This window comes from Hymenobacter antarcticus, from assembly GCF_039539545.1.
GTDB lineage: Bacteria > Bacteroidota > Bacteroidia > Cytophagales > Hymenobacteraceae > Hymenobacter > Hymenobacter antarcticus.
This window is the reverse complement of record NZ_BAABDI010000042.1, coordinates 16,118-33,394: the sequence shown is the minus strand read 5'-3', so window position 1 is coordinate 33,394 and position 17,277 is coordinate 16,118. Positions and strand designations below refer to the sequence as shown.

The 17,277-nt window shown below is 59.1% G+C and carries 11 protein-coding genes; 4 read left to right on the top strand and 7 right to left on the bottom strand.

What is annotated here, in order from left to right; all coding sequences use genetic code 11:
- The first annotated feature begins 920 nt into the window (after positions 1-920).
- Together ABD819_RS20005 and ABD819_RS20000 are read left to right on the top strand one after the other, a co-directional pair.
- Positions 921-4,106 (top strand): SusC/RagA family TonB-linked outer membrane protein, encoded by a 3,186-nt coding sequence (locus ABD819_RS20005; protein ID WP_345127222.1) that lies wholly within the window; start codon positions 921-923, stop codon positions 4,104-4,106.
- A 24-nt stretch (positions 4,107-4,130) separates the two neighbouring features.
- Positions 4,131-5,558 (top strand): RagB/SusD family nutrient uptake outer membrane protein, encoded by a 1,428-nt coding sequence (locus tag ABD819_RS20000; protein WP_345127221.1) that lies wholly within the window; start codon positions 4,131-4,133, stop codon positions 5,556-5,558.
- Between the two features lie 98 nt (positions 5,559-5,656).
- Here the strand turns inward: ABD819_RS20000 and hslU are convergent, their stop codons facing one another.
- The 3 genes from hslU to lon all read right to left on the bottom strand — a co-directional run bounded on the left by hslU (position 5,657) and on the right by lon (position 11,047).
- Positions 5,657-7,063: an ATP-dependent protease ATPase subunit HslU gene (gene hslU / locus ABD819_RS19995; RefSeq protein WP_345127220.1), complete on the bottom strand. Its 1,407-nt coding sequence runs from the start codon at positions 7,061-7,063 to the stop codon at positions 5,657-5,659.
- 156 nt (positions 7,064-7,219) lie between these two features.
- Positions 7,220-8,281, bottom strand: coding sequence for a type IX secretion system protein PorQ (gene porQ, locus ABD819_RS19990; protein WP_345127219.1), 1,062 nt, complete (start codon positions 8,279-8,281; stop codon positions 7,220-7,222).
- 258 nt (positions 8,282-8,539) lie between these two features.
- A complete protein-coding gene (gene lon, locus ABD819_RS19985) occupies positions 8,540-11,047 on the bottom strand; it encodes an endopeptidase La (RefSeq protein ID WP_425554043.1) in 2,508 nt (835 codons plus the stop codon).
- Positions 11,048-11,260: 213 nt separating this feature from the next.
- Here lon and ABD819_RS19980 point away from each other — a divergent pair, with 213 nt between their 5' ends.
- Positions 11,261-13,441, top strand: coding sequence for an OmpA family protein (locus ABD819_RS19980; RefSeq protein ID WP_345127217.1), 2,181 nt, complete (start codon positions 11,261-11,263; stop codon positions 13,439-13,441).
- Between the two features lie 72 nt (positions 13,442-13,513).
- Complete coding sequence (locus ABD819_RS19975) at positions 13,514-13,954, top strand: hypothetical protein (RefSeq protein ID WP_345127216.1); 441 nt, start codon at positions 13,514-13,516, stop codon at positions 13,952-13,954.
- Between the two features lie 6 nt (positions 13,955-13,960).
- Here the strand turns inward: ABD819_RS19975 and ABD819_RS19970 are convergent, their stop codons facing one another.
- The 4 genes from ABD819_RS19970 to ABD819_RS19955 all read right to left on the bottom strand — a co-directional run bounded on the left by ABD819_RS19970 (position 13,961) and on the right by ABD819_RS19955 (position 17,130).
- Positions 13,961-14,404 carry a 3-oxoacyl-ACP synthase gene (locus tag ABD819_RS19970; protein ID WP_345127215.1) on the bottom strand — a complete coding sequence of 148 codons (444 nt, stop codon included), beginning with the start codon at positions 14,402-14,404 and terminating at the stop codon, positions 13,961-13,963.
- The gene (locus tag ABD819_RS19965) at positions 14,401-14,979 is read right to left on the bottom strand and encodes a hypothetical protein (RefSeq protein ID WP_345127213.1); all 579 of its coding nucleotides are present in this window, start codon (positions 14,977-14,979) and stop codon (positions 14,401-14,403) included. Before ABD819_RS19965 ends, ABD819_RS19970 begins: the two co-directional genes overlap by 4 nt.
- A gap of 17 nt (positions 14,980-14,996) precedes the next feature.
- On the bottom strand, positions 14,997-15,461 hold the full coding sequence (locus tag ABD819_RS19960) for a nucleotidyltransferase (protein WP_345127212.1): 465 nt from the start codon (positions 15,459-15,461) through the stop codon (positions 14,997-14,999).
- Positions 15,462-15,633: 172 nt separating this feature from the next.
- Entirely contained in the window at positions 15,634-17,130 is a 1,497-nt protein-coding gene (locus ABD819_RS19955; protein ID WP_345127211.1) for a GH3 family acyl-acid amido synthetase, read from the bottom strand.
- Positions 17,131-17,277: the final 147 nt, after the last annotated feature.

The following is a 17,277-nucleotide window of genomic DNA, read 5'->3' as shown; positions in this document are numbered from 1 at the left end:
ATCAGCACGTCATGCTGAGCCCGTCGAAGCATCTCTACCGCTTCGCTGAACGGCCCTGCTGAAGCGGTAGAGATGCTTCGACTGCGCGGACGCCAGATAGGCATGACGTTCTTTTTTATTGCAAAGTAATTTACCCGACCTACTTACGCCTTACTACCTGCTGTTACGCAGTGGGGCTGGCGCGTAACAGCAGGTATTTAATTTAATAGTGTGTAGTGCTATTTTTTTTGCATTTAACCAATTATTTGCCAATCAACCGCCCGCCAGCCGCGGATAATAGCAGCTCAGATGACGGAAGCGGAGCATGCCTGACGCAGAAAAAGTCTTTGGCATCAAATTCGTTGTCAGAGTTGAGCAATAAGCCCTTGACCGGAATGCGCGGCGCTTCGAGTGGGCCGAAAAGCCATCGAAAGAGACCGTTGAGATGGTAGTCATCGGAGTAATTTCACGCTTATGGCGTGCCCCCACAGGACAGGCGCTGATTCTCGGTTTTGAGCGTTTCAGAAAAGGGGCCGCCACTGCTCAGGGCAGTGCGAACGGACGACGTGGGGAGGTGGCAGGTAAGGGAAAAAACCGAATGCACCTAGCAGTTCTTGTTTCGGGGGCAAGAAAATGAGTGTCGCACCTCAGACGATGGGCAGTAGTTCAACCCATGTGACCATGAGAAGATGGGGCATTTTCACATACTTGTAAAACCGCTGAGTAGTAATCGATTCAACGGCTCAACTATAACAGCTTTTGTTACTCGACAAACTGTTTCATCACGATTTGCACCACCGTCAAATTCTTCTCTTACCTGAAAGCCGTTCTTATCCACTGACCAGCTTTATCTAAATCCGGTATTTCTGGACTATTTTTGACAGCATAACATTGTCTTCACAATTAATACATTCAACACTCTTAGCCACTCCTCTTTTTTTATGAAAAAAATCATACTCATGAGCTTGGCGCTCATGTTTACCCTTCTGAACGGAGCGTTCGCCCAAACGCGCAACATCTCCGGACGGGTAACCGACCGAAAAACCAACGAGGGCCTGCCCGGCGTGACGGTGCTGGTGAAAGGCACTACCAATGGTTCCTCAACCAATTCAGATGGTGGCTTCACCCTTAGTGTGCCCGAGTCGGGTGCTACTGTTACTTTCAGCTCAGTAGGCTACATCAGCCAGGAGCGCCCGGTGGGCAGCGAATCTACCATTACTGTTTCCCTTGTGCTAGACGTGAAGCAGCTGAGCGAAGTGGTTGTAACCGGCTACGGTGGCTCGCAGGATGTGAAAGACATCACTGGCTCCATTGCTCAGGTAAAGGAAGAGAAACTGCTGCTTCAGCCGGTGGTCAGCGTTGACCAGGCTTTGCAGGGCCGCATGGCCGGTGTAAACGTGAACACGACCGGCGGTACCTTGGGTGACCAGGCCGTGATTCGTATCCGTGGTGCTAGCTCTATCTCGGGTAGCTCGCAGCCACTGATTGTACTTGACGGTGTTCCCTTGAACAACGCTGACCAAACTAACGTCCTCAGTTCCCGCTATAATCCGTTGGCCGACATCAACCCCAACGACATTGCGTCAGTTGATGTGTTGAAGGACGCTTCGGCGGCGGCCATCTACGGTTCGCGCGCTGCCAATGGCGTATTGGTTATCACCACCAAGCGGGGCAAATCGGGCCAGAACCGCGTTGCTTTCAACTCGTTCTATGGTTTCCAGGATGCGGTTAACACCCCTAAGGTTCTTAACGGCGACGATTTCAACACTATTTCCAATGAAAAGGCTGCCAACGCCCGCGCTGGTAGCGTAGGAACTCCTGGCAACGTGGGCAACACCAGCATTCCAGCGGGTGGTATTGCGGCCAATATCGACGTAAACGGCGATGGTCAGCCCGACCGTACCGACTGGATTAAAGAGATTTTCCAGCGTGGCACCCAGCAGAACTACCAGTTATCCCTGTCGGGTGGCAACGAGTTTGCCTCGTACTACGGCTCGGGTGACTGGAACGACCAGAAAGGCATCATTCTCAGCAACCGCCTGCGTCGTGGTTCGGGACGCCTGAACCTCGACCTGACGCCTAAGAAATGGCTGAAAAGCGGCGTGAGCCTGAGCTACGCTAAAACCTACAACCAGGGCATCAACGGCGAGAATGCGCTTGCCGGTGCTACCGTATCGGGCTACACCGCCCCCCCCAACGTGCCGGCCTACAACCCCGACGGCTCGTATTACCTCAATGCTCTAGGTAACCTGGGCAATGGCAATAACGCTATCCCGAGCACCTATGCTCCCAACGCCTACTTTCACATTCCGGGCACTCTACGCGAGAACCGCAACGACAACATCTCGCAGCGTATTCTGGGCAACGGGTACCTGACAGTTGAGCCGGTGAAAGGCCTGCGCCTGACAACTAAGTACGGTATCGACTACACCAACAACTTCGAAGACCAGTACAGCAGCCCCATCCTGGGCGGCCTTGGCCGGGCAATTGGCTCGGGCCTCGTGCAGGACTACAACACTACCCTTACTCAGTTCAACTGGCAGAACTACGCTAACTACGACCGTACTTTCAATGAGAAGCACACGGTTGGCGTAACGGCAGGTGTAGAATATCAGGAAAACCGCGCCAAGCGTATTTACAGCGTCGCCAACGACTTTTCCGACAACAAGTTTAAGTCTATCCTCGACGGCCTCTACTCAGGTATATTGACTGGTGGCGGTACTGAATTCAACTCGGGCTTCGATTCGTATTTCGGCAGCACTAACTACAACTTTGATAACCGCTACTACGCTTCGTTCACGCTACGAGCCGATGCCTCCTCGTCTTTCGGTGCCGACAACCAGCGCGGTTATTTCCCCGGCGCCTCGGTGGGCTGGCGTGTTTCGCAGGAAAGCTTCATGAAGAACATTTCTGCAATCAATGACTTCAAGGTGCGGGCCAGCTACGGCTTGGTGGGCAATGATAAAATAAACAACAACCCTCAGACTGCGGCTTACGCCTCGCGCACCCTCATCGGTGGTGGTCAGTATGCCGACGTAAACGGTTTCAGCATTTCGCAGGTTGGTAACCCAGCGCTTAAGTGGGAGACTTCGAAGAAACTGGACATCGGTTTCGACGCTGCTTTGCTGGGCAACCGCTTGAATGTTACGTTTGACTTCTTCAACAACGACGTGAGCGGCCTGCTGCTCCAAGCCCCAGTGTTGCGCACCACGGGTATCCCCAACGCTTCGGTAAACCGCAACGTGGGTACCATGTACAACCGTGGTGTCGAGCTGAGCATCAACACGGTAAACGTGCGTATGGCTAACGGCTTTACGTGGACGTCGAACATCAACGGAACCGTTCTTAAGAACCGCGTAACCGAATTGGCTACCCCGAACGACATCATTTCGGTAAACCAGCGCGCCAGCGTAGGCAGGAGCCTGGCTGTGTACTTTCTACCCCAGTGGGCCGGCGTGAACCCCGCCAACGGCAATGCCCAGTTCCTGGATAAGGATGGCAACATCAAACAGTACGACGCGGCCTTCACAACCAACGCCGGTGCTACTCAGGGCCGTTGGCTTACTGCTGGTGGCGACGTGACCACGCCGATTACTACTGCTGACTTCAAGTACGCGGAAAAAACCGGCTATCCTACTTTCTATGGTGGATTCGACAACACGTTTGCATATAAGGGCATCGAGTTGGGCATCTTCCTGCAGTACAGCGGTGGCAACCTGATTTACAACGGCTACCGTCAGGCTCTGCTCAGCAACAGCCTGCAGAACAACATCGAAGAGATTAAGGACCGTTGGACTACTCCCGGCCAGCAGACCGACATCCAGAAGCTGGTGTTGCGCGACGTAGTCTCGGTACAGGCTTCGACCCGCTGGTTGGAGAAGGGTGACTTCCTGCGCGTTCGTCAGTTGAGCCTGGGCTACAACCTCCCCGATGCAATTACTAAGCGTATTGGTCTCAACAACTTGCGTATTTACACCCTGGTGCAGAACGCGTACAACTTCACTAGCTACAAAGGCCTGGACCCTGAGGTGAACACCAACCGCTTTTCCAACATTGCCTACGGTGTCGACGGTCGTTCGGTGCCCCCGGTGCGTAGCTTCACTTTCGGTCTGAACGTAGGAATTTAATCTTTGCTTCTCTCCTCTCTAGATATGTTTCATAACTCTAAATTGCGTCAAGCCGCCCTCGGCGCTTTGATACTCGCTTCGGCTGCCAGCTGCGACGTTCTGACTCAGGACCCGCCCACCGCGCTGACCGATACGGATGCTTTTGCCAATCCTGACCGCATTGCCAAGTCGGCGGTAGGGATGTACGACCAGCTGCAAAACGCTGAATTCCTCGGTGGTCGTGCCCTTATCTACGGCGACGTACGTAGCGACGATACCAACCCTGCGGGCTTCTTCGGCAACGTATCGACCTTCAACCAGCAACCCAACGACGGTATTGCTCAGAATGCCTGGACGGGTGGATACCGCACGCTGTACGGTGCCAACTACTTCCTGCAGCAAATTGCCATAAACACGGGCAAAACCACGCCGGCTCTGGAAGCCCAATACATTGCCGAGGCTAAGTTCATCCGCGGTTTGGTGTACTTGAACCTGGTAAACCTGTTCGCTCAGCCCTACGTTTTCACGGCTGATGCCTCGCACCCCGGCGTGCCGCTGCAACTGACGGCTCCTAACGTAAGTACCGCCTTCGACCCGAGCCAGAACCTGGCGCGCGCCACGGTGAAGCAGGTGTATGCGCAGATTGAGCAGGACCTGAACGACGCCATTACCGGCTTGCCCGAGACCTATACCACGGCTTTCGATAAGACTGGCCGCGCTACCAAGGATGCCGCACGCACGCTCTTGTCGCGTGTGTACCTCTACAAAGGCCAGTACGCCGAAGCGGCCGCGATGGCCAATACGGTTATTACCGGCGGTCGCCACACCCTCAACGCCAGCCCGGCTACGCCGTTCAACGCCATCAGCTACCAGACTTCCGAGTCCATCTTCTCGGTAGCCATGAACTCGGCCGACAACCCCAACACCAACAACGCCCTCGGCCAGCACTACGGCCGTCTGCGTCGGGGTGACATTCTGGTAACGCCTTACGCTCGGATTGACTCCACTCAGTTCCGCAGCAAGGACCGTCGCCGCACGCAGTTGCTCGACCCCGTAGCAACTCCTACCAACGTCTTTACCTTGAAGTACAACAACGCTTCTTTTGACTACGTGCCGATTGCCCGTTACTCGGAAGTGTTGCTGAACCGTGCCGAAGGATTGGCCCAGGCGGATGCTGGTATCAACGCCGACGCCATCGCACTGCTCAACACGGTGCGTCGTCGTTCGCTGCCCCTCATCCCAGCCTACCCCAGCTTCACCGTTGCCAGCTTTGCAAGCAAGCAGGCACTGGTTGATGCTATCTTGTTTGAGCGGCGCTTGGAGCTGGCTTTCGAAGGCCACCGCTACTACGACCTGATGCGCAACAAGCGTAACTCGAGCCGGATTAACTATGGCGATGACAAAGCCATTTTCCCCATTCCGCTCATTGACACGCAGCAGAACCCCAATTTGGCACAGAACAAAGGCTACTAAGTCTTTGCTCTTACCAGAAACAAAAAGCCCCGACCAACTTGGTCGGGGCTTTTTGTTTACCCATTATCTGAAGAAAGGGGCTGTTTAGTCCCCAACCACTACAAAATATACTGGCTCAAATCGCGGTTCTTCACCATGTCGCTTAGCCGCTCATCGACCAAGGCAGCGGTGATTTGGATGTGGGCATTCGGCCCAATCTTGTCGGGCACGTCGTAGAGAATGTCGTTGAGCAGGCGGCTCATGACGGTGTGCAGGCGCCGGGCCCCAATATTCTCGACCTCGGCATTGACTTCGGAGGCGATTTCGGCCAGGCGCTCCAGCGCGGCATCGTCAAAAGTCAGCGCTACTTCTTCGGCTTTGAGCAAGGCCTCGTACTGCTTGGTGAGAGCGTTTTTGGGGTCTTTGAGGATGCGGAAGAAGTCGTGCTTGGTCAGGCTCTGGAGCTCGACGCGGATGGGGAAGCGGCCCTGCAGCTCGGGAATCAGGTCGCTGGGCTTGCTGACGTGGAACGCGCCGGCGGCGATGAACAGGATGTGGTCGGTATTCACGATGCCGTACTTGGTGCTCACGGCCGAGCCTTCCACGATGGGCAGCAGGTCGCGCTGCACGCCCTGGCGACTCACGTCGGGGCCGCCGCCGCCGCTTTTACCGCCGCTGCTGGCTACTTTGTCGATTTCATCAATGAAGATGATGCCGGCGTTTTCGCACTGCCGGATGGCTTCGTCCTTCACGTCGTCCATGTCGATGAGCTTGGCGGCTTCCTCGTCGAGGAGGAGCTTGCGGGCTTCGGCCACGGTCACTTTGCGCTTGCGGGTTTTCTTGGGCATCATGTTGCCCAGCATGTCCTGCAGGCCCGAGAGGGTGCCCTCGTCCATGCCGGGAGGGGCGCCCATAATGCCCACGCTGGGGCCGGCCTGGGCCACCTGAATTTCAATCTTTCGGTCTTCGAGCTCGCCATTCTTGATTTTCTGGCGGAACCGCTCGCGGGTGCGCTCGTTGAGCTCGGCGTCGGATTGGGGCATGTCATCCCCTCCCCCACTGCCGAAGCCAACGCCGGTTTTGGCCCCGGCCGGCTGGCTGATGGCTGGGATGAGGGCGTCGAGAATCAATTCCTCCACCGCATCAGCAGCCTGGGCTTTCACGGCTTCCTGGCGGCGGGCCTTCACGCGGCTCACGCTTTGCTCGGCCAGGTCGCGCACCATGCTTTCCACGTCGCGGCCCACGTAGCCCACTTCGGTGAACTTGCTGGCCTCCACTTTCACAAAGGGCGCGTCGGCGAGGTGGGCCAGGCGGCGGGCAATTTCGGTTTTGCCCACGCCGGTGGCCCCAATCATGAGGATGTTATTCGGGACGATTTCGGCCTGCATGTCGAGAGGGGCGTGCAGGCGGCGCCAGCGGTTGCGCAGGGCAATGGCCACGTGGCGCTTGGCCTCGTGCTGGCCGATGATGTACTTATCAAGCTCGGCCACGATTTGGGCCGGGGTCAGAAAGGTGTCGTTGAGCATGTGGGTGGGTGAATGGATAAAATCAAAAAGAACGTCATGCTGAGCGCAGCGAAGCATCTCTACTGCAACACTAAACCCTTAGAGTTGGATTAGTATCGAGGTAAAGATGCTTCGCTGCGCTCTGCATGACGTTCTGAGGCAGCAGGAAAATCACTGCTATTCCTTCTTCTTAAACAGCGAATCCAGACTGCGCGAAAGCGTGAAATACTCGCTGGAACCAGCGGCTTGCAGCGTGGCGTGGGTATAGTCAATCTGGAAGGTGCTAATCTTAAGCATCACGCCAAAGCTGAGGCCGGCGCTGCCGCTGGTGTTGTCGAGGCGCAGCTCGCGGCGCATGAGGTGGTTGTAGCCCACTCGAATATTCAAACCCTTGCCCAATACCAGGGCGGCGCTGGCGGTGAAGTGCCGAGCCAGGTTATCGCCGAAGCTTCTGGTGGCTTTCTTCTCGTTGCCGCTGGCATCGAGCTGGCCGCGGGCGTTGGGGTCGAGGTACTGAATGTCCCACTGCTGCAGGTGGTGGGCCGTGAGCGAGAAGCGCACCGGCATGTGCTCGGGCTTGATGGTGGCTCCAATTTGCACATCGAGCGGCAGCGGGCCGCGCCCGGTGCCGGGGTAGGGCGAGAATTGGTAGCCCGCGTTTTTCACGGCCAGGCCAACCGTAAATTCGGTAGTAGGATGCTTATAAACGACACCGGCATCGGCCACGCCGGCCAGCGAGCGACTGCCCGCGATGCTGCTCACGGCCAGCTTGGTCGTGGCTCCGAAAGTGAATTTGCCCTTGGTGTAGGAGTCCGATACGCCCACGGTATACTCGTTCACACCGAACGTGCCGAGGCTGTTGCCGGCCGCGTCGTAGCTCTCGAAGTTGCCGTAGCTGAGGTAGGTGATGCCCACCCCAAAGCGCCCGTACTTCTCGGTATTGAAGACGTAGGCGGCGGTGCTCTGCTTGATATCGGCCACGTAGGCCACGTAGCTCAGGGCCAGGCGGCCGTCCATCTCGGGGTTCAGCAGCGCCGGATTGGCGAAGAGCATGGTGGGGTCGTCGTTGCGGGCCGATACGTTCATGCCGCCCAGGGCCGCCTGCTGGGCTCCGGTGGGCAGGTCCAGAAACGGAAATACCGTGCGCCCGCCCAGCTGCTGCGCGGCAAGGGGCCGCACACTCATCCCCCCCAACAACAAACAAAACCCGACGGCGCGGCAAGCGGAAAAGTGCTTCATTAATCTAAGATAAGAGAGAAGAAGGGCCTCCTGCCGCTCTCAACGCAGCTACATAGTCGAAAAGTACCCCGGAGCGACCTTTTACTCGTTCGGAACGAGTAAAAGGTCGCTCCGAACGGGTTATTACTGGTTTCAGAGGAGTAAAAAGCCGCTCAGAACGGGTTATTACTCGTTCCGAGGGAGAAAAAAGCCGCTCCGAACGACTAACGGGCCCATCAGCAGGGGCAGAAAGTCGTTCGGAGCAGGTTTTTGGGTGATTCACTGCACTTCCACGCTGGGGCCGGGCAGTGGCACGGGCTCGTCGCGCACGGGCAGCTTCTGCGGGTGCGGCACCAGCTCATCGAGCAGGGCCACGCGCAGCACGTCGTCCACGCGGTCGGCGTAGTGAATGGTAAGGCCTTTGAGGTAGTCTTCCTGGATTTCCTCGATGTCCTTGCGGTTTTTGGGGCAGAGGATGATGTCCTTCATGCCGGCGCGGCGGGCGGCCAGCAGCTTTTCCTTGATGCCGCCCACGGGCAATACCTTGCCGCGCAGGGTGATTTCGCCGGTCATGGCCAGGCGCGGGCGCACCCGGCGCTGGGTGAAGGCCGAGGCCATGCTGGTGAAAATGGCGATGCCCGCGCTGGGCCCGTCCTTGGGCACCGCACCCTCGGGGAAGTGAATGTGCAGGTCGTACTGCTCGAACAGGCGGTAGTCGATGCCGATTTCATCGGCCCGCGAGCGCAGATAGCTCAGGGCCGTAATGGCCGATTCCTTCATCACATCGCCTAATTGACCGCTCAGCGTGAGCTTGCCGCGCCCCCGGCTCAGCAGGCTTTCCACGAATAGAATGTCGCCGCCCACGCTGGTCCAGGCCAGGCCCGTGACCACGCCGGCGGTGTCGTTGTCCTGGTACTGGTCGCGGTCAAAAATGGCCGCGCCGAGGATTTTGCGGATTTCGGCGGGCTCCATCACGGCGGGCAGGGGCTCCTTGCCGGCCTTGCGACGGGCGAGGTTGCGCGTCACGGCGGCCAGCTTACGCTCCAGGCCGCGCACGCCGCTTTCCCGGGTGTAGTCGTCGGCCACGCGGTGCAGGGCGGCATCCGTGATTTTCACCTCGGCTTCGCCCAAGCCATGTTCCTTCAGCTGCTTGGGCCAGAGGTGCTTGCGGGCAATCTGCACCTTTTCTTCCTGGGTGTAGCCGGTCAGGTCGATGATTTCCATGCGGTCGCGCAGGGCGGGCTGGATGGTGTCGAGCGAGTTGGCCGTGGCAATGAACAGGACCTTGCTCAGGTCGTATTCTACTTCGAGGTAGTTGTCGGTGAAGGTGGCGTTCTGCTCGGGGTCCAGCACTTCGAGCAGGGCCGAGCTGGGGTCACCGCGGAAGTCGCTGCTCACCTTATCAATCTCATCGAGGATGATGACGGGATTCGAGCTGCCCGACTTCTTAATCTGGGCAATGATGCGGCCGGGCATGGCGCCCACGTAGGTTTTGCGGTGCCCGCGAATCTCGGCTTCGTCGCGCACGCCGCCCAGGCTCATCCGGATGTATTTGCGGCCCATGGCGTTGGCAATGCTGCGGCCCAGGCTGGTTTTGCCCACGCCGGGCGGGCCGTACAGGCACAGAATCGGGGCCTTGAGGTCCTGCTTCAGCTTGAGCACGGCGATGTACTCCAGAATCCGCTCCTTCACTTTTTCGATGCCAAAATGGTCGGCATCAAGGATTTTTTTGGTCTGCTTGAGGTTGAATTTGTCCTTGGTGTACTCGCCCCAGGGCAGGTCGAGCAGGAACTCGACGTAATTCATGCTCACCGAATAATCGGGGGCCATGGGGTTAGTGCGGGCCAGCTTCTCCATCTCCTTCTTGAAGTGGAGGGCCACGGCTTCGGGCCATTTTTTGGTTTCGGCACGGGCGCGCAGGCGGTGCACGTCCTCGTCGGGGCCGTCCTGGCCCAGCTCATCCTGCAGGGTTTTGAGCTGCTGGCGCAGGAAATACTCGCGCTGCTGCGCATCAATTCCGGTATGGGTTTTCGAGCGGATGTCCTGCTTGATTTCGAGGAGCTCAGCCTGGCTCAGCAGGGCTTCGAGGAGCCGGCGGGCCTGCTGCTCGGGGTCGGCCAGGTTCAGCAGGTTCTGCTTGGCGGCCAGGTCGAGCTGCACGTTGCTCGACAGAAAGTGCGTGAGAAAAGCCGGCGACTGAATGCCGTCGAGCATGGCCCGGGCTTCCATCGGAATCTCGGGCGTGAGCTCCAGCACCTTGGTCGCGGCCTCGCGCAGGGCCTGCAAGAGGCCAAACTCGCCGGGAATCTCGGGGTTCAGAGCCACTTCCGGGAAGTAGCTAACGCGGGCCGTGAGGGGCGCGAAACTCAGCTGCTCCTCAATACTGAAGCGCACCTGCCCTTGCAAGATGATGGTAATCTGGCCGTCGGGCTGCTCCAGCAGCTTCAGGATGCGGGCCAGGGTGCCCACGGGATGCAGCTCGTCGGTGGTGGGCTCGTCGGCATCGGGGTTGAGCTGGGCCACCACGCCGAGCAGCTTGTCGGCGGCGTAGGCTTTGCGCACCAGCTTCACGCTTTTTTTGCGCGTCACGGTCACGGGCAGCACCACCCCGGGGAAGAGGACGGTGTTGCGCACGGGCAGCAGGGGCAGCGTGGGCGGGGCATCGTCGCTACGCAGGAGGTGGTCGGGGTCGGCGGCCATAATGGAAATGGCTTCGGGCTGGGAATTAACGTCGCTGAGCGTCCGGGATGGCGCTTTAGCGGATGAATAGGAAGTTGCCAGATGCATGAACGGGGATAAAGCGGGAGCGGGAGCCACAGGTGCCAGATTGGCAGCTTGCAGCCTTGCGGGTGGGGAGCTACAAGATACGCGGTGGCGGTTCTTTTAGGCGTCAAGGGCCGTGCCAGGGGGCCAAAACCGCCAAAGCGGCGCATCGGGCCGGCGCGCGGGCGCACCGCTTTGGCTAATTCCCTAATTTGTTGGCAACTTGCGCACTATTCTATGTCCAAAACTCTACTCTTGTCGGCATTATTGCGTCGGTGCTTCTTGTTGCTGCTCCTGAGCGCAGCCGGCTGGCTGGCCGCCGTGCCCAGCGCCCAGGCCCAGCGCCGGCCCACCAAACGCATTCCCGCCGCCGCCTCGCCCTCGGCCGACACGACCAGCGGCGGGGCTTCGGCCGCACCCAAAAAAGCTGTTGGCGTACCAGCCAACAAGGCCACGAAGCCCGCTCCCGCAGCCCGCCCGGCCATTGCGGCCGGCACCTACCGCGTGCGCGGCCTCAACAGCCGCGTGAGCCGCAAGCTGCGCCTGCGGCCCGACGGCACGCCCGACTTCGTCGACATCAACCGCTACCCGTATTTCGAGGATAAAAAGGCCCTGCGCGCCATTGCCAAGGCCGAGCGCCGCCGCCAGTACCGCCAGACGCGGGTGCTGCTGGAGAGCTACGTGGCCCGGTTCGGGCCCACCAACTTTGCCAAGAACACCGATATGCTCTGGCGGCTGGGCCAGTTGCTGGAGCGCGATAGTCAGTCGGTGAAAGCCAAGGCTTACTACCGCCTGGCCCTCAAGCACAGCCGCAGCGACATCAAGCGCATTCAGCTCTACTACGACTCGCTGGAACAGAAAAAACAGGAATTGTACGTGCCCCTGAAAACGTATTACGACCTGGTGGAGTACCGCAAAAACCTCAACACGTTTCACCCGCCCAAGGGCGTGTACACGAGCATGGGCGATGCCATCAACAGCAAGGCGGCGGACTACGGCCCGGCGCTGGCCGGCAACGACTCGCTGATAGTGTTCAGCAGCAAGCGCAAGCGTCGCGGCCTCACCGGCGTGGTGGACGAGGACCTGTATACCTCGCACAAGGAAGGCGTGAGCTGGAGCGAAGCTGAGCCGCTGCCCAAGCCCATCAACTCGCCCAACAACGAAGGCTCGGCCTGCCTGAGCAAGGACGGCCGCACCATTTTCTTCGCCCGTTGCGAGTGCGCCACCTGCCACGGCAACTGCGACCTGTTCACGGCCACGCGCGGCAAAGACGGGAAGTGGAGCACGCCCAAGTCGCTGGGCAACCAGGTGAACTCGCCGGCCTGGGACTCGCAGCCCACGCTCTCGCAGAACGAGGACACGCTGTATTTCGCCTCCGACCGGCTGGGCGGCTTCGGGCTGTCCGACATCTACTACACCCGCAAGCTGCGCAACGGACAGTGGAGCCCGGCCGAGAATGCCGGGCCGGTCATCAACACCCGCGAGAGCGAGGTGAGCCCGTTTTATCACCCGCTCTACCACGTGCTGTACTTCAGCTCGCGGGGGCAACTACTGAACTTTGGCGATTTCGACATCTACAAAACCTACCGCGTGGGCGGCCGCTGGCAGGAGCCGCGCAACATTGGCCCGCTGGTGAACGGCAAGGGCTCAGAGTACTACTTCACCATCGACCGCGAAAGCAAAAACCTCTACTACGCCCGCTCCGAGGCCCAGGAAATCAACAACCTCGACCTCTACTCCTTCCCGCTGCCGATGGAGGCCCAGCCGCTGGCCACCACCAAAGTGGAGGGCACACTCATCGACTCGGTGAGCAGCAAGCCGCTGAAGGGCATCGTGAGCATTATCGATACCGATAATGGCATTGAAGTGGCCAGCAAGTTCATCCGGCCCGATGGCACGTTCGATTTTGAGCTGATTGAGGGCTCGCACTACGCCATGCTGATTCAGAGCAACGACTTTTTCTCGGTTGAGAAGCAGTTTGCGCTGAAGGGCGACACGGTGATGACGCTGCTCACGAACAGCATCGACTACAAGCTGCCGCTGATTTTCAAGAACATCGAGTTTGAGCAGGGCAAGGCCTCCATCCTATCCTCCATGCACGGCACCCTCGACCGCATTTCGCTGTTTCTGGTCGACCACCCCACGTTCCGGCTCAGCATCTCAGGCCACACCGACACCAGCGGCGACCCCGACGTGAACGAGAAGCTCTCGCAGGACCGCGCCGAGGAAATCCGGCGCTATATCGAGCGCAAGGGCAAGCTGGCCCCCAACCGCATCGAAAGCTTCGGCTACGGCTCTTCCAAACCCCTGAAAGACGAGCTGACCGACGCCGACGCCCGGGTGAACCGCCGCGTCGAGTTCCGCCTCCTCAAGCCCGACGCCGACAAGCCCGCCGACGGTGGCGGCGAGTGGAAGTAGGCCGCGCTGACGTGTAGGACGGTAGCCGTGCCGGATAGGCTTACGGCCCAAGGCCAATGTAACCAAGCCATTTTGATACTCAACAGCATTCCTGATTTTCGTTTGCAGCACGATGCCGTGTTGGGCTTGCTGCGCTTGGAATGGATTTCGGAAGCCAACACCGCCACGCTCCGAAGCAGCGCCGAGGCCTTGCTGGACCTGGCCCGCCAACTGGCTGTGCGCACCCTGCTCATCGACATGAACACGGTGCCCAACATTTCGGTCGAAGATGAGCAGTGGCTAGGGACGAACTGGATGCCCGGCATTGTGCAGCTGCCGCTAAACCACCTGATTCTGGCTATTGACAGCACCCAAATGCACAACCAACTAGCCATTGACGCCTTGCACGACTTGGTGCAGCCCACCATCCGGTTCGAGTCGCACTATTTCTCCGATGCCGGCTCGGCCCTGAACTGGCTCTGCGAAGGCACCGGCCGCCTGCCCACCCTGCTGGCCGAATGGCACGCCCGCTAGCCGCCCCTACTCCACTGCCAATACCCGCACCGCCTTGCCGTTGAAGATGGCCTCCTGTCCCGCCCGCAACCCCTTCAGCGCTACGGCTACCGGCGCAGCGGGCGACACGGCGAAAACGTCGTGCCCCTCCAGCTTCCCGGCGCTGACGCTGATGTAGAATTGGCCCAGGCTGGTGCTCACCAGCGCCCCCGGCCGCACGGTGTCGCACGGAGCATCGGGATTGATGCGGCCCAGCTCGGCTTGCAGCTGCTGGGCCTGCTGCATGTGGGCGGCGTTGCGGTCGCGCTCGGCGTTGGCCATTTCGCGGCCGGTTTCATACTTGTCGCCGGCGCTGCTCTTGGTTTCGGAGGAGGAGGATTCCTGGGCGGCCCGCATGGCGGTGCGGGCGGCGGCGATGCGCTGCTCGATGAAGGTTTGGCAGCGGGCGTGGAGGGCGGGTTTTAGGCTCAATTGGGGTAAATTTGTATCCAGGAAATTTTGGCATTGAATGCAGGAATCTTCACAGGCTCATCCGCCACGATGTATTTCCCTACAGGCTGCTGCTTGTAAAATGCATACTCAATACCCGTCGCACTTACTTCCCCTAAGAAGGCCATTTGAATTTCTTGCATCATCATGTTTGGCACAACTCGCATTGATGGAAACCGCGTTTTCAATTGACCTGATGTTGAACCAACATGAATTCCTTGGGCAGTTCTGTAAGCTGGATGAAGCGCAATGAGGCCTGCTACTTTTTTAGTCTGCCTATTCACCCAAAACACAAATAGCTTTTGACTGCTGCTACTGACCAGAGTAGCGTTGGGTTTACTTTCGTATTCATCGAAGCCATATTTGACCAGATAAGTTGGACTGAACGTGCAGTTCCTGTAAGCTTCTTTCAATTCAGTAGCCAGCATCCCAGTACGCGCCTTTCCCACCGAATTCCCGGTAATCACGGGCGTATCCGGGAAGGCAGCGGGCGGCGTTTGGCTAATGCTGCCGGAGAGCAGCAGCCAGCAGCTGAAGAGGCTGAGAAACTTGCGCATGGGGCTATATTACTGGCTTATATCCGCTTCATTTTATTGAGGTTGCGCAAGTCGGCCGCGTCTTTACGGCGGCCGGTGCTGGCTTTGTTTTTGCGCAAATCAGCCAAGCTGATGAAATTAACGCTTACGCCATCCCAAATCGAAGGCTCGCAGGTCGCGTAGCAGTCAGCGAAGGTTACGCCGTCAATTTCGTTTAGAATATCAATGCGTACCGGCGCAACGCCCAGTTGAATAATTCCGCCTGGGGCCAGAAAGTCAGCTTCCCGGTACATATTGCCAAACCCGAAGTCGCGCATCACCTCTACCAGCAGAGCGGCATTTGCCGGGCTAACTTCCACCCATACATCAATGTCGCCGGTGAAGCGCAGGTAGCCGTGATACGCTACCGCATAGCCGCCCACCACCATGTAGCGGACTTTATGAGCGTTTAATAGCTCGATAAACTCTTTGAAGTCTTGGTCCAGGGAATTGGCTAGGGGCATGGCGATAGGTAAACCAAATGGATTGGATGCGTAAGTATTCCAGCGCAGCCAGGCGCTCCTGGGGCGTTTTTGTCAGCCAATAGGCGAGGTCTTCGCTTTCCTGGTCGGCATGCAAAGTGGTTTTGCGGGAAACGGTTTTATCGAGGCGGAGCATGGCTAAAGTTACGGATTTCTACCCTACTGTGATGAGCCCTTCCGCCACCTTCCTATCATTCCCCAGCCTCGGCACCTTGTTTTGCCCGCCCAGGCGGCCCAGGCTTTTCATGTAGCGCTGGAAGGCCCCAGCCGGCAGCGGCGTGAGCTGCAGTGGCACGAGGATATTGCCCCGGCGCAAGTCATCGTAGTAGGTGTTGCGGCGGCGCAGGGCGGTATCGAGAGCGGCGGCGAAAGCGGGCGCATCCTGCGGGGGGCGGGCAAATTCCACCAGCCACTCATGGCGCGAGGGCATGGCGGGGTCGTCGCTCACGAGCGGGGCCACGGTGAATTCGATGACTTCGACTTCCGGAAATCCGGCCATGACTTCGCGCAGGGCCTGCTCAACTTCTTCGCCGATGACGTGCTCGCCGAAGGCCGAGAGGAAGTGCTTGATGCGGCCCGTGACCACCACGCGGTGCGGGCGCAGGCTCACGAAGCGCACGGTGTCGCCGAGGGAATAGGCCCACAGGCCGGCATTGGAGGTGAGGACAACGGCGTACTGCTTATCCAGCTCCACGTCGGCGATGGTGAGGCGGGGCGCATCGGGCTCGAAGAACCGCTCGGCCGGCACGAATTCGAAGAATATGCCGCTGTTCAGGAGCAGCAGCAAGCCCGGGTTGCCGGGCTCGTCCTGGAAGGCCAGGAAGCCCTCGGAGGCGGGAAACAGCTCGATGCTATCCACGGGCCGGCCGATGCTTTCGAAGAGCTTGGCGCGGTAGGGCTCAAAGTTGACCCCGCCGTACACGAACAGGTTGAAATCGGGAAACAGGTCCTTGATGGGTTGGCCGGTGCGGGCCGTGAGTCGGTCGAAATACATCTGGACCCACGGCGGAATACCCGAAATCAGGGTCATGGGCTGGCCCAGCGTTTCATCCACGATGCGTTCGAGCTTGGTTTCCCAGTCTTCGATGATGTTGGTGGCGTAGCTGGGCAGCTGGTTGCGGCGCAGGTACGCCGGCACGTGGTGGTTGGCAATGCCCGAGAGCCGGCCGGTGCGGATGCCGTGGTGCAGCTCCAGTTCCGGGGAGCCGGACAGAAATATCAGCTTGCCATCGAGAAACTGGCTGCGGCCGGTGCGATAGATATAGTGCAGTAGCGCATCCTTGGCCCCGTTGATATGGTTGGGGATGCTGTCCTTCGTAATCGGAATGTACTTGGTGCCGGACGTGGTGCCGCTGGTTTTGGCCAAGTACAGCGGCCGGCCGGGCCAGAGCACGTCGGCCTCGCCGGCCTGGGTGCGGTCGAAATACGGTTTCAGGGCCTCGTAATCGCGCACGGGCACCTGGCGGGCCAGGTCGGCGGGGGTATGCACGCGGCCCAGGTCGTGGGCGCGGCCGAAGGCGGTGCCGGCCGCCGTGGCCGTAAGATTTTGCAGCAACCGTTGCTGAGTGCCCACGGGGTCGCGTTGCCACTGCTGGTCACGGTGCACCACGTAAGCGGCCAGCGGCCGGCTCAAGGCTGATTTCAATCCCATAATCCGAAGTAAAACGTCCTTGAAGGGGCGGCGAAGGTACGTTGGCCGGGCTTGCGCGGCCGGCCGGTTGGCAACCTGACCAGCCGGGGGCCGTTATTTGCTCCTACGTTAAACATTCCGGCAAGCTCACGCTTACCTCACTCATTC